Below are 12929 nucleotides of genomic sequence, written 5' to 3'. Positions count from 1 at the left end.
GGTTCAGCTCCGGGGCGGGCCGCCGACGGGGCTGCCGAGGGCGGTGCGGACCCGGCGGTAGGTGCGCCAGGCGCGGGTGTAGAGGCTTTCGGGGAGGGGGCCGGTGCGGGCGCCGCGGCCGAGCGTCCACTGGTCGAAGACCCGGGCGGGGGTGTCCTGGTGGATCATCAGGCGGCAGATCCGCAGCGGGTCGTCCTGTGCGGAGCTGAACTTGTTCTCGACGGCGGTGGCGGAGGTCCAGCCGGCTTCGCGGACCTTGGCGCGGACGGTGCGGCTGGAGTAGCCGTGCGGGTAGGCGTAGGCGGCGACGGGGTGGCCGAGGGCGTCCTCGAGGCGGTGCTTGCAGCCGGTGACCTCGTCGTCGAGGCGGGCGCCGTGGACGGTGTCGAGGGGGACGTGTGTCATGGAGTGGCCGCCGATCTCGATGCCGAGGGTGTCGAGGGTGGCGACCTGGCGCCAGTTCAGCATGGGGGTGGCGGGCAGCAGGCTGCCGGAGCCGCGGCCGCCGGGCGGGTGGATCGCGCCGACGGTGAGGTAGAGGGTGGCGGCGAGGCCGCGGTCGGAGAGTTCGGGGGCGACGGTCCAGTAGAAGTCGGCGTAGCCGTCGTCGAAGGTGAGGACGGCGGCGTCGGGCGGCAGCGCGGGGCCGCCGTGCAGGGCGGCGACCAGGCGGCGCAGCGGGACGATCCGGCGTCCGGCGTCCTGGAGCCGGTCGAGCTGGACCCGGAAGGTGCGGGGGGTGACGGTGTAGGGGGCCAGCCATTCGGGCGGGTGGTCGGAGACCGAGTGGTAGAGCAGGACGGGGATCGCGTTCACGGCCGCCTCCCGAGGTGGGGGGCCGCGGCGGTGTCGGCGGCGTAGCCGAGGACGGTGAGCGCGGTGCCGGCGCACAGGGCGGCGGCGCGGGTGAGGCGGGCGTGCCGCAGGTCGCGGGCGAGCGCGGCGGGCAGGGTGCGGCGCAGGTGGCGGCGTTCCTCGGCGAGGGCGCCGTGCGGGCCGGCGAGGCGGGCGACCCGGGCCTTGGAGCGGCCCTCGGCCCAGCAGCGGGCCCGGAAGTAGGCCCAGGCGGCGCGGGTCTCGGGGACGTGGTGGCGGACCACGGCGGCGGGGTCGTAGCGCAGCCGGGTGCCGGGGTGGCGGCGGGTCAGGCGCAGGCAGAGTTCGGTCTCCTCGCAGCCGAGCGGGCGGGTGCCGATCCGGCCGAGTTCGGTGCGGAAGCCGCCGGCCTCGCGCAGCGCGGCGCGGCGGAAGGACATGTTGGCGCCGATCAGGTTGCGGACGGCGGCGGGGCGGCGGGGGGTGCCGCGGTGGGTGCAGCCGACCACCCAGTCGAACTCGGGCGGGAACCAGCCGGGGCGGCCGCCGTCCCAGCGGGGGGCGACCAGTCCGCCGACGCCGAGGACGGCGGGGTCGCGGTAGCCGTCGAGCAGGCGGCTGGTCCAGTCGGGGGCGGCGGTGGCGTCGTCGTCGAGGAAGCAGACGATTTCGCCGCGGGCGGCGGCGACGCCGGTGTTGCGGGCACCGGACAGGCCGCGCGGGCCGCTGTTGGCGAGCACCGTGACTCCTTCCAACCCGGCTGCTTTCGCGGCGAGTTCGGGGTTGTGGTCGGCGATCAGCAGCAGTTCGTCGACGGGTCGCTGCTGGGCCCGGACGGAGGCCACGGCGGCTTCGATGTCGTTCCACCGGTCGAGGGTGTAGGCGCAGACGACGACGGTGACGGTGGCGGGTGCGGGGCTCATGCCGGCCTCCTGGGCGGTGCGGGCAGCCACCGCGGGAGGGTGGCGAGCAGTGGGACGGCGAGGGCGCAGGCGGCGATCAGCCAGGCCAGGCCGACGCCGGTGAGGCCGAGCGGCGGCAGCAGCACGGCGACCAGGGCGAGGACGAGTCCGGCGGAGCCGAATTCCAGCAGCAGCAGGGTGCGCAGCGCGCGGCGGACCCGGGCCACCTCGACGGCCACGCCGAGGACGACGTTGGGCAGCGCGGACAGGGCCATCAGCCGCAGGACGGTGGTGCCGTGCTCGGCGTAGCCGGTGCCGAACGGGAGCAGCAGCAGCGGCGCGGCGGCGGTGACGGCGAGGGTGGGCAGGGCGACCAGCGCGGTGGCGTGCCGCAGCATCCGGCGGCCGTACTCGGCGAGTCGGGCCGGGTCGCGGACGCCCTCGACGACCAGTGAGCCGCCCATCGAGGTGACGGCCGCGTAGAAGGTGTCGGCGATGATGTACGCCAGCGCGTAGTAGGCGGCCGGGCCGGCACCGAGCCGGCCGAGCACCAGCAGCGGGACGGCGGTGCCGCAGGCGACGGCGGCGGTCTTGCCGAAGTAGTCGGCGGTGGCGTAGCCGAGGACCCGGCGCGGCCGGGGCGCGCCCGCGCGGTCGGCGCGCTGGTGGGCGGGGATGGCGTGCCGGAACAGCACGGTGCTGGTGACGGCGATCGCGGCCAGCAGGGCCAGCGACCAGGCGACCAGGATGCCGGCGGAGACCGCGAGGGCGGCGCACAGGCCGAGCAGGACCGCTTTGACGACGTTGAACAGGGCGTTCTCGCCGAGCACCCAGCCGGTGCGGCGCAGCCCGGTGAGCGCGCCGTCCTGGAGCACGAAGACGGAGTAGCCGGCCGTCGCCACCAGGAACGCGGCGGCGGGCAACGGGTCGCGCAGGAAGGCGAGTTCGGGCGAGATCCAGGGGACGAGGAACAGGAAGCCGACGGCGGCCAGGCCGCTGGCGCCGATGCTGACGGCGTAGCAGCGCAGCACCAGCCAGCGGGTGTGCCGGCCCGCGGTGGGCACGAACCGGGTGAGCACGTCGCCGAGGTTGAACCGGCCGAGGCCGGACAGCAGCCCGGCGACCGACAGGGTCGCCGTGCAGCGGCCGACCGTCTCGGGGCTGTACCAGCGGGTGGCGAGGACCCAGAACACGGCGCCGAGCGCGGCCGAGAGCAGCGCGCTGCCGGCCAGCATGTGCCCGTTGCGCAGCAGCGGTTCGACCGGGCGGCGGCGTGCCTTCGCCGCGTGCCGCGGGTCCGTGCCGTGCCCCGGGGCGGTCCGTTCCCGCAGGGTCTTGGCGAGTTCGGCGCGCAGCAGGGCGGGAAAGGTGCTCGGCCGGGCGGGGGCGTCCTGTTGGGTGGTCACGGTTCGGCCCTCTCGCCGGTGCGGCGGCGGGCGCGGGCACCGCGCAGGTAGCCGGCCGGGCCGTGCAGCAGGCCGAGGAGTTCGCGGCGGCCGAGGGCGGCGAGGACGGGGTCGGGCGGCCGGGCGGCCGGGTCGGCGCCGCCGCGGCGCAGCGCCTGCCGGGCGCCGCGCGGCAGGCGGGCGGCGAGGGCGGGCAGCAGGGCGGGGTGGTGCAGGGCGGCGGCGGTCAGGTAGGCGCCGAAGCCGATGCCGAAGTTGCTTACCTGGTCGGCGAGTTCTGGTCCGGTGCGGCGGTGGCGGTGCCAGATCAGGGCGTCGGGCTGGTAGGCGAGGGTGGCGCCGGACCGCAGCACCTGGAGGAAGGCCAGCAGGTCCTCGCCGCCGCGGCCGGGGCTGCCCGCGCCGATCGCGGGGTCGAACCCGCCGAGGCGGCGCAGCAGTTCGGTGCGGAACGCCATGTTGGCGCCGGTGCCGCAGCGGCTGACGGTGAACGGGAACAGCGGGTCGTCGGCGGGCGGCCGGTCGAGCCGCCAACTGGCGGGAGCGAAGCCGCGGGCGTAGCCGCAGTGGCGTTCGAAGGCGGCCTGGGCGGGGGTGTCGAGTTCGGCGGGCAGCACCAGGCCGGTGACGCAGCCGATCGCCGGGTCGTCGGCGAAGCGGGCGGCGAGGGCGGCGGCCCAGCCGGGGTCGGCGAGCGTGTCGTCGTCGGTGAAGGCGATCAACTCGCCTCGGGCGGAGGCCAGTCCGCGGTTGCGGGCCCTGGCCAGGCCGGGGACGGGTTCGCGCAGGTGGCGGACCGGGCCGTCGGACGGCCGGTCTCCGGAGAGCCGGTCTCCGAACGGCCGCTCGCGGGGCGCCCGGCCGGGCGTGTTGTCGACGACGAGGTACTCGGTCCGCGGGTGGCCGTTGCGCAGCAGCGAGTCGAGGCACTGCCGCAGCATCGCGTCGCGGTCCCGGGTGCAGACGACGACGCTCACCAGCGGCCCGCCGGCCGGGGCCGGCCGGTCCTTCCGGGGGGCGCCGATCCGGGCCGCCTCGGCCGCCAGCGTCCGTTCCAGCAGGGCGGGTTCGTCGCGGTCGGCGGTGGTGGCGAGCAGTCCGCGCGGGCGGCCCCGGTGGCGGATCAGGGCGAGCACCCGGCCGTCGGGGTCGGCGGGGCGCCCGTCGGGGCGGCGCGGTCCGCCGGGCCGGTCGGGGTCGTAGTCGACCACGGCGGCCGGCGCGTCCGGGATCTGCCCGCGCACCCCGAGCACCGCGGCCCATCCCGACGCGGGTTCCCGACTCCCCTGCGGCACGGGCCCGTTCATCGCCGACCACCCCTCCCGGCGGCGGGACCGGCGGCCGCGGCGTTCCGGTCGGCGGCGTGCCGGTCGGTGGCGTGCTGGCGGCGGACGCTGATCAGGTAGCCGAGCGGGCCGTACAGCAGGCCGCACAGTTCGCGCCGGCCGAGGTGCGGCGGCAGTCCGGCGGGGGCGGGTGTGCCGGGGTCCGCCCCGGTGCGGCGGGCGGCCTGCCCGGCGCGGGCCCGGCGGGCGGCCTCCCACTGCCACAGGCCGCGCGGCAGGCGGCGCACCAGCGGGACGAGGGTGGCGGGGCGGTGGGTGACGGCGGCGGTCAGGTAGGCGCCGAAGCCGGCGCCGAAGTTGTAGACCTGGTGGGCGAGTTCGTCCTCGGTGCGGGGGTGGGGGTGCCAGACGATGGCGTCCGGCTGGTAGGCGATGGCGGCGCCGGAGCCGAGGACCCGGTGGAAGGCCAGCAGTTCCTCGCCGCCGCGGGCGGGGGTGCCCGCGCCGGTGGCGGGGTCGAACCCGCCGAGGCGGCGCAGCAGTTCGGTACGGAACGCCATGTTGGCGCCGGAGCCGCAGCGGCCGACGGAGAAGCGCAGCAGCGGGTCGTCGTCGGCCAGCGACCAGGTGCGGGCGCGGTAGCCGCGGGCGTAGCCGCCGTACTGTTCGAGGGCGCGCTGGGCGGGGGTGTCGAGTTCGGCGGGCAGCACCAGGCCGGTGACGCAGCCGACCGCCGGGTCGGTGTCGAAGGCGTCGGCGAGGGCGTCGATCCAGCCCTCGTCGACGACCAGGTCGTCGTCCGCGAAGGCGGTCAACTCGCCGCGGGCGGCGGCCAGTCCGCGGTTGCGGGCCCTGGCCAGGCCGGTGACGGGCTCGCACAGGTAGCGGACCCGGTCGCGGTAGTGGTCGTCGATCAGGCGGCGGGCGCGGTCGTCGGCGGGGGCGTTGTCGACGACCAGCACCTCGTAGTGCGGGTAGGGCGAGCGCAGCAGGGTGTCCAGGCAGCGCCGCAGCGTCCCGGGGCGGTTGTGGGTGGCGACGACCACGCTGACGGTGGGGTGCCGGGACCGGGCCCGGTCCCGGTCGGTGCGGCTGAGGCCGGCTGCGGGGACGGCGGTGGAGCGTGCGGGGACGGGCAGTTCGCGGTGGGCGGCGGCGACCAGGTCCCGGGCGAGCGCGGCGGGCCGGCCGCCGGTGCCGGTGGCGCGCACCATGCCGAGCGGGTGTCCGTGCAGCCGGACCAGGGCCGACACCTGCCCGTCGGGGGCGGCGGGGCCGCGGCCGCCGGGCGCGCGGACCTCGCCCGGGTCGTCGAGGTCCAGTTCGACGACGGTGACGGGGGCGTGCGGCGGGTGGGGCGCGGCCGGCCGCGGGTCGGCCGGGTGCCCGCGCCGGTCGCCGCCGTTCATCGCGCCGCTCCCGCCGCGCCGGGGCGTTCCGCGAGCAGGGTGCGCAGGACCCGGCGGCCGTCGGCGACGGCGTGCAGGTGGGAGCGTCCGCTGCGGCGCGGCAGTTCGAGGCTGGGGACTTCGGCGATCCGCAGTCCGGAGCGCAGCGCGTGCACGATCATCTCCGCCTCGATCTCGAATCCGGGGGCGTGCAGGTCGAGTTCGGCGAGGAAGCTGCGGCGGAACGCGCAGTAGCCGTAGCAGAGGTCGGTCAGCAGCGCCCCGTAGAGGCGGTTGGCGATCAGCAGCAGCGCCTTGTTGCCGAGGGCGCGGATCGGGGTGAGGTCGAGCGAGCCGCCGCCGGCGATCCGCCGGGAGCCCTTGACGAAGTCGTAGCCGTGGTCGAGGAAGTGCAGGAAGTGCGGGATCTCGCCGGGGCTCATCGAGCCGTCGGCGTCGATCATCACGATGTACTCGCCGGTGGCGGCGGCGAACCCGGTGCGCAGCGCGCTGCCCTTGCCGGGGGCGTCCTGCCGGACGCTGCGGACGGCGGGCAGGCAGGCGCGGGCCATCGCCACGGTGGCGTCCTGGGAGGAGCCGTCGACCAGGATGACCTCGTCGACGCAGGCCGGGATCTGTTCGAACACCCAGGGGATGTTGCGGGCCTCGTCGCGGGCGGGCACCACCAGGCTGACGGTGTGTCGGCTGGTGTAGTCGCCGGCGCGGCGCCGGGGGCGGTCGCCCGCGGACGGGTCGGGGGCGGGAGGGGTGGGAGGTTGCCCGGTGGGCAGGGTGGCGCTCATCGTGGTGTGCCTCTCGCTGAGGCGGCGGCGGGCACGGCGGTGCCCGTGCGGAGGGTGGAGTGCGGCGCCCGGCTTCATGTGCCGGCGTCCGGGGCCCGACTTCGGGCTTCGGGCTTCGGGCCTCGGGCGTCGGTGCGGTGGCCGTGGCGGCCGCGGTGCGTGGTCCCCCGGGTTGCTCCCCCGTGCCGGGCTCCCCTGCCCGTCCCCCGCCCCGTCCCGCGTGGACGGTCGACGCCGCGGAAGGGCGATCGCCGTCCGGGGCGCGCGCGGCGCGCCGCGGGTGGGCCTGCTCGGCCGGGCCCGGGACGGTGCCCGTCCGGCGGAGTCAGGGTCTCATCGTCCGCCTCGCACCGGCGAACTGTCAATCACCTTTGCCCCGTTGTGTCTGATTCCGCCAACCCGGCGGGGCGGCCCGCCGGGCGGTACCGGCGGGGGCGGGAGGGCGTTGTCCGAAACCGCCGCTCCGGCGGGCGGTGCCGGCCGGCGTCCGGTTGGTGTCAGCCGTCCCGGTCGGCCCCCGTCCGGTCGATACCGGCCGGTCGGCCCGCGTCGGGTCGGTGTCAGCTGTCCCGGTCGGCCCGGTCGGCGGGCAGTCCGGCCTCCAGGTCGGCCAGGTCCGCCAGGTCGGCCTCGGCGATCCGACGGGCGATCTCGGCGGGCCGGACGGGGCGGCCGAAGTGCCAGCCCTGGGCGAGGTCGCAGCCCATCAGGCGCAGCCGTTCGGCGTCGGCGCGGGTCTCCACGCCCTCGGCGGTGACGGACAGGCCGAGGGTGTGGGCGAGCGAGACCAGGCCGCTGACGATCCGCCAGCCCAGGTGGGTGTCCTTGGCGGGGTCGTGCAGGTCGCCGACGAAGGAGCCGGCGATCTTCAGGTTGGAGACGGGCAGGTCGCGCAGGTAGGCGAGGTTGGACCAGCCGGTGCCGAAGTCGTCGACGGCCAGCGAGACGCCCATGTCGACCAGGGCGTGCAGCGCCTTGAGCGCCTCGTCCTCGGGGCCGACCACGGTGGACTCGGTGATCTCCAGCTGCAGCATCGACGGGTCGAGCCCGGTGTGGCGCAGGATGCGGTCGATGTCGCCGACCAGCCCGGCGTTGCGGGCCTGCCGGACCGCCAGGTTGACGCTGAGCCGGGGCGCCCGGTCACCGAACCTGGCCACCCAGTCGGCGGCCTGCTCGCAGGCCTGTTCCAGGACCCAGCGGCCGAGCGGCATGATCAGCCCGGTCTCCTCGGCGACGCCGACGAACTCCTCGGGTCCGAGTACGCCGAGCTGCGGGTGGCGCCAGCGCACCAGCGCCTCGACGCCGGACATGGCGCCGGTGCCGAGGTCGATCATCGGCTGGTAGTCGATGAAGAACTCGCCGTGGTCGAGCGCGGCGGGCATCCGCACCGACACCGCGTACCGGCTGACGGCGCGGGCGTTCTCCTTCGGGTCGAACAGCGTCCAGCGGCCGCGCCCGGCCTCCTTGGCGCGGTACAGCGTCAGGTCGGCGGCCCGGACGGCGGCACCGGGCGTGGTGGTGGCGATCCGGCGCTCCAGCACGCCGACGCTGGCGCCGACGGCGAGCCGGTGGTCGCCGATCACCACGGGCTTGGTGAGCGCGGCGAGCACGGTCTTGGCGGCGGCGACGGCCTCCTGCTCGCCGCGGCAGTTCTCCAGCAGCACCACGAACTCGTCGCCGCCGAGCCGGGCCACCAGGTGGCCGAGCGGGGTGAGCGCGGACTCCAGCCGGCCGGCCACCGCGGTCAACAGCTGGTCGCCCATGTCGTGGCCGAGGCTGTCGTTGACGACCTTGAAGCCGTCCAGGTCGACGTAGCAGAGGCCGAACCGGGCGTCCGGCTCCGGGTCCTCGAACAGCTTCTCCAGCCGCTCGAAGAACGCGGCCCGGTTGGGCAGGCCGGTCAGCGGGTCGTGGGTGGCCTGGTGGCGCAGCCGCTCCTGGAGGCGGTAGCGGTCGGTGACGTCCTCCAGCATGGCGACCTGGTAGAGCGGGGAGCCGTCGTCGTCGCGGATCAGCGACACCGTCAGGTGGGTCCACACCACCTCGCCGTCGCTGCGGTAGTACGGCTTGTCGAACTGGAAGTACTCGCGCTTGCCGCTGATCAGGTCCTCGTAGGCCTCCCACACGCCGGGGGTGTCCTCGGGGTGGACCAGGTCGTTGACCCGGACGCCCTGCATGTCCTCGGGGCCGCCGCCGAAGATCTCCCCGAGGGCGCGGTTGACGGCGAGGATGTTGCCGTCGGTGTCGCCGAGGCCGATGCCGATCGCCGCGGACTCGAACAGGGCGCGGAAGCGGGCCTCGGAGACCCGCAGCGCCTTCTCCACCTCCTGGCGCGCGGTGTCGGCGGCCAGCCGGATCGCCTCCTGCTCGCGCAGCGTGCGCTCGCGCAGGGCGGCCGCCCAGCCGGCCGCGAAGGCGCCGCTGAGCGCCGGTCCGCGCTCGTCCGGCACCGGCTGACGCTGGATCAACTGCACGGCGTCGGAAAGCAGTTGCGGGTCGGTGAAGTGGTTGTCGATCAGCAGCGCACCGACCTGGGAGGCCAGTTCGGGGCGGAACCGCTGCTCCTGGGCGGCCCGGTGCAGCAGTTCGGAGGTGCGGGCGATCAGCGGGTTGAGCACGCCGGGCCGCACCGCGGCACCGTGTCCGCTCCGCAGCATCGCCGCCCACGCGGCGTGGAACCCGTTGCCGGTGAGCGGCGACTCGTTCACGACAGGCGTCCGACGCCGGCCATGCCGGTCATCCGCTCGGGGTGCGGGCCGACCGACTCGGCGTCGTCGGGGTGCCACTCGGGGAGGTAGACCACGCCGGGTTCGAGCAGTTCGTAGCCGTCGAACATGGCGGTGATCTGCTCGCGGTTGCGCATGGTCAGCGGCGTCGGCGTCGACCGGTAGAGCTTCTGGTGGCCGGCGGCCTGGTCGGGGCGGCCCTCCAGGGAGGCGTGCGAGAGGATCAGGATGCTGCCGCTGGGCAGCGCCTCGCGCAGGGTGGCGAGGATCTTGGCGGGGTCGTCCTCGTCGGTGACGAAGTGCATGACGGCGTTCAGGATCACCGCGACGGGCTCGCCGGGGGCGAGCAGTTCCTCGACCTCGGGGCGGGCCAGCAGGTCGGCGGTGTTGCGCAGGTCCGCGTCGACGATCAGGCTGTGCGGGTCGTCGGCCAGGATCAGCCGGCTGTGCGCGACGGCGACCGGGTCCATGTCGACGTAGACCACGCGCGCGTCCGGCTGGTACTCGCGGGCGACCTCGTGGACGGCGCCGAAGGTCGGGATGCCGGAGCCGATGTCGAGGAAGCGGCTGATGCCCTCCTGGGCGACGAACTGGGTGGCGCGGCGGAGGAACGCCCGGTTAGCCCGCATGATCATCGGCAGGTCCGGCCAGAGCTCCATCGCCTTGCGGGCCATCTGGCGGTCCACCTCGAAGTTGTGCGAACCGCCGAGGTAGTAGTCGTACACCCGGGCCGCGTTCGGCTTGTCGAGGTCGGTCCCTGCGGGCACCCAATTCGGACGCGCCATGACGGCACCCCTTCCGACGTGGCAGTCGAAAAATGACAACAGGACATAAAGATCTTCCTACACTCCGGAACCGCATCGCAAGCCGGTGGGGCCGATCGGTGGCGTGTTCCGACCGGTTCCGTCCGGGTCTGCTCCCCGTCCGTTCCGGGGACGGTCCGGGGACGGTCCGGCGACGCTGCGGGCCCGCGCCTCTCCCTCTCCCTCTCCCTACTCCTCTCCCGTCGGCGCTCCCGGAAACGGCCGGAAAACGGGCAGCCGCCCACGTGCAGACTCTGCACGTGGGCGGCGCCTCCGGGTGCCCGGCCACCGTCGTCAGCCGGCGGCCGGGCGGGTCCTGCCGACGGGTCCGGCCGGACCCGTCGCGTTTCTTCCTCGTCAGCTGGTCGCGGTGCAGGTCAGGGTCGGGACCGCGTTGCTGCCGGAGTAGCTGCCGCCGAAGCCGAAGCCGGTGGAGCCGTTGGCGGCCACCGAGCCGTTGTAGCCGGCGTTGGTGACGGTCACGGCCTGGCCGGACTGGCTCACGGTGCCGTTCCACAGGTTGGTGACCTGCTGGTTGCCCGCGAAGGTCCAGGTGACCTTCCAGGACTTGATCGCCGTGTTGCCGGCGGTCACGGTGACGTCGGCGTTGAAGCCGGCGCCCCAGTCGCTGCTGACCTTGTAGGTGGCGGTGCAGCCCGCGCCGCCGGTGCCGGTGCCGGCCTGGGTGGTGGCGACCAGCGCGGCCGAGGCCGCCGAGACGTTGCCCGCCGCGTCGCGCGCCTTGACCGTGTAGCTGTACGCGGTCGAGGCCTGCAGGCCGCTGTCGGTGTAGGAGCGGCCCGAGGTGGAGCCGATCAGCGTGCTGCCGCGGTACACGTCGTAGCCGGTGACGCCGACGTTGTCGGTGGAGGCGTTCCAGGTCAGCGCGACGCTGCTGGCGGTGGTGGTCGCCGCCAGGCCGGTCGGGGCGGTGGGCGCGGTGGTGTCGGGGGTGGAGCCGGAGGAGGTGGTGACGCTCAGCGCCGCCGAGGCCGCCGAGACGTTGCCCGCCGCGTCCTTCGCCTTGACCGTGTACGAGTACGCGGTGGCGGCGCTCAGACCGGTGTCGGTGAACGAGGTGTTGTTGGTGGACCCGATCAGGGTGCCGCCGCGGTAGACGTCGTAACCGGACACGCCGACGTTGTCGGTCGACGCGGTCCAGCTCAGCGCGACGCTGCTGGCGGTGGCGGTCGCCGTCAGGCCGGTCGGGGCGGTCGGGGCGGTGGTGTCCGCGGTGCCGGTGCCGAGCGCCGGGTAGGCGTTCTTCAGCAGCTCCTGGAACTGGGCCGAGAACCAGTGGCCCGCCAGCGGGGCGTTCGCCAGGGCGCCCGACATGTTGTTGTTGTTCCGCGCGTTGCCGGTGTACGTGGGGTCGCACATCCGGTCGAAGCCCTTGCCCTCGTCGTTGGCGATGGCCGAGCTCGCGCCGTCCGACTCACCCGGGGGCTTCACCCACACGTACGCGGCGATGCCGTCCTCGGGGGCCGCCTTCGGACGCTCGCCGAGGCCAGCGCCGGACTGGTTGCACCAGTTGCCGGTCTGGAAGCGGCGGTCGATCCGGCCGCCGTCGATGTACGCGTCGACGGTGGTCTTCGGGCCCGGACCGGCCGGACGGTTCGCGCCGCCCCAGCCGTTGCGGGAGGTGTCGATCAGCATCCCGATGTTCGACGGGAACCCGGACGCGACCGCCTTGGCGCGCCACGCCTTGGCGTAGGACGCCTCGTCGACGTAGCGGTTCCAGTCGACCCACTTGGACTGCCGGACCGAGGTGCCGTTCACCGTGTCGTCGACGGTGAAGTTGGGCTCGTGCAGCGCCGAGTAGTTGGCGGTGTTGACGATGAAGCCCGCGACGTTGTTCACGGTGGAACCGGAGGCCGTGGCGGCCTGCTTCACCATGTCGATGGCCGGCTGCAGGTTGGAGTCCCAGCCCAGCCAGCCGTGGTGGCCCGCGTCCACGTAGTTGTAGACGTTCGAAATCGCGCCCAGCTTGGCCAGCGCGTAGCCCACGCCGTTGACGTAGTTGCCGTTGGCCTTCATGGTGTCGCAGTTGGCGGTCGCGGTGGCGGTGCCGCCCGCGTTGGTCACCAGGTTCGGCAGCGAGTCGATCTCGACCGTGGTGACGATCCGCAGGTTCGCGTAGGCCGGGTCGGCCAGGATCGCGGCGATCGGGTCGATGAACTCGCTCTTGTAGCGCGGCAGGTCGGTGGGGCCGAGCTCGCCGTTCGAGGCCAGGGCGGCGCAGTCGCGGCCCGGCAGGTCGTAGATGACGACCTGGAACACGTACGGCTTGCCCGCGGCCTGCTTCACCGCGGCGTTCAGGTGGTCGCGCAGACCCATCACACCGTTGCCGCCGGCGATGGCCGCGATGCGGTCGAGCCAGACGGCGGTGGGCTGGTTGGAAACGGCCGAGCCGCCCGGCTCGGCGGCGGCCTTCGCGGACCACTCGGGGTTCACGTAGACACCGGCGCCGACGAACGGGTTGTCGACCCGGGTCGCCGCGTGGGCGGTGGTGGTCGTCATGGCAAGGGGAATCACGGTCGCGGCACTCAGCACCACGGCCGCGGCCGCCGTCCGAAGACGGCGCGTCAGGTTGGCCGACACAGTAACGGGAGTCCTTTCGGGTGGGGGACGGACTCGTGGAAGACGCTCCCAATTGATGGGAGCGCTCCCATACTTGGCCCGGGCTGAGCTGAACTCTGCTCGGGGACAACCGATATGAAGCCATGACCTCGCACTCCCGTCAAGAAGTTCGACAGAAACCGTGGGAGCGCTCCCGCTCGGCCCGCTGGGCACGCCCCG

Annotated in this window: 9 protein-coding genes; all 9 read right to left on the bottom strand. The window is 74.7% G+C overall.

All coding sequences use genetic code 11. The annotated features are described in order from the left end of the window. Positions 1–3 precede the first annotated feature (3 nt). Positions 4–816 (bottom strand): polysaccharide deacetylase family protein, encoded by an 813-nt coding sequence (locus ACIQBJ_RS08150; RefSeq protein WP_400705488.1) that lies wholly within the window; start codon positions 814–816, stop codon positions 4–6. After that, positions 813–1739 (bottom strand): glycosyltransferase family 2 protein, encoded by a 927-nt coding sequence (locus ACIQBJ_RS08145; protein WP_400705485.1) that lies wholly within the window; start codon positions 1737–1739, stop codon positions 813–815. Before ACIQBJ_RS08145 ends, ACIQBJ_RS08150 begins: the two co-directional genes overlap by 4 nt. After that, the gene (locus tag ACIQBJ_RS08140) at positions 1736–3124 is read right to left on the bottom strand and encodes a lipopolysaccharide biosynthesis protein (RefSeq protein ID WP_400705482.1); all 1389 of its coding nucleotides are present in this window, start codon (positions 3122–3124) and stop codon (positions 1736–1738) included. Before ACIQBJ_RS08140 ends, ACIQBJ_RS08145 begins: the two co-directional genes overlap by 4 nt. Continuing rightward, positions 3121–4368: a glycosyltransferase family 2 protein gene (locus ACIQBJ_RS08135; protein WP_400705479.1), complete on the bottom strand. Its 1248-nt coding sequence runs from the start codon at positions 4366–4368 to the stop codon at positions 3121–3123. The genes ACIQBJ_RS08140 and ACIQBJ_RS08135 overlap by 4 nt, the downstream gene beginning before the upstream one ends. 59 nt (positions 4369–4427) lie before the next feature. Further along, positions 4428–5819, bottom strand: a complete 1392-nt coding sequence (locus ACIQBJ_RS08130; RefSeq protein WP_400705476.1) for a glycosyltransferase family 2 protein — start codon at positions 5817–5819, stop codon at positions 4428–4430. Beyond that, on the bottom strand, positions 5816–6601 hold the full coding sequence (locus ACIQBJ_RS08125) for a glycosyltransferase family 2 protein (RefSeq protein WP_400705473.1): 786 nt from the start codon (positions 6599–6601) through the stop codon (positions 5816–5818). The genes ACIQBJ_RS08130 and ACIQBJ_RS08125 overlap by 4 nt, the downstream gene beginning before the upstream one ends. A 560-nt stretch (positions 6602–7161) precedes the next feature. Then, complete coding sequence (locus ACIQBJ_RS08120; RefSeq protein ID WP_400705470.1) at positions 7162–9309, bottom strand: putative bifunctional diguanylate cyclase/phosphodiesterase; 2148 nt, start codon at positions 9307–9309, stop codon at positions 7162–7164. Continuing rightward, the gene (locus ACIQBJ_RS08115; protein ID WP_400705467.1) at positions 9306–10112 is read right to left on the bottom strand and encodes an SAM-dependent methyltransferase; all 807 of its coding nucleotides are present in this window, start codon (positions 10110–10112) and stop codon (positions 9306–9308) included. Before ACIQBJ_RS08115 ends, ACIQBJ_RS08120 begins: the two co-directional genes overlap by 4 nt. 375 nt (positions 10113–10487) lie before the next feature. Further along, a complete protein-coding gene (locus tag ACIQBJ_RS08110) occupies positions 10488–12650 on the bottom strand; it encodes a glycoside hydrolase family 6 protein (protein WP_400705464.1) in 2163 nt (720 codons plus the stop codon). Positions 12651–12929: the final 279 nt, after the last annotated feature.

Source organism: Kitasatospora sp. NPDC088391 (assembly GCF_044753345.1).
GTDB lineage: Bacteria > Actinomycetota > Actinomycetes > Streptomycetales > Streptomycetaceae > Kitasatospora.
The sequence above is the reverse complement of the archived record's forward strand: the minus strand, read 5'-3'. Positions and strand labels throughout refer to the sequence as shown.

Coding starts and splice junctions, on each gene's coding strand:
- ACIQBJ_RS08145 (WP_400705485.1), bottom strand. CDS start 1,739: ATGAGCCCCGCACCCGCCACCGTCACCGTCGTCGTCTGCGCCTACACC.
- ACIQBJ_RS08130 (WP_400705476.1), bottom strand. CDS start 5,819: ATGAACGGCGGCGACCGGCGCGGGCACCCGGCCGACCCGCGGCCGGCC.
- ACIQBJ_RS08125 (WP_400705473.1), bottom strand. CDS start 6,601: ATGAGCGCCACCCTGCCCACCGGGCAACCTCCCACCCCTCCCGCCCCC.
- ACIQBJ_RS08115 (WP_400705467.1), bottom strand. CDS start 10,112: ATGGCGCGTCCGAATTGGGTGCCCGCAGGGACCGACCTCGACAAGCCG.
- ACIQBJ_RS08110 (WP_400705464.1), bottom strand. CDS start 12,650: ATGACGACCACCACCGCCCACGCGGCGACCCGGGTCGACAACCCGTTC.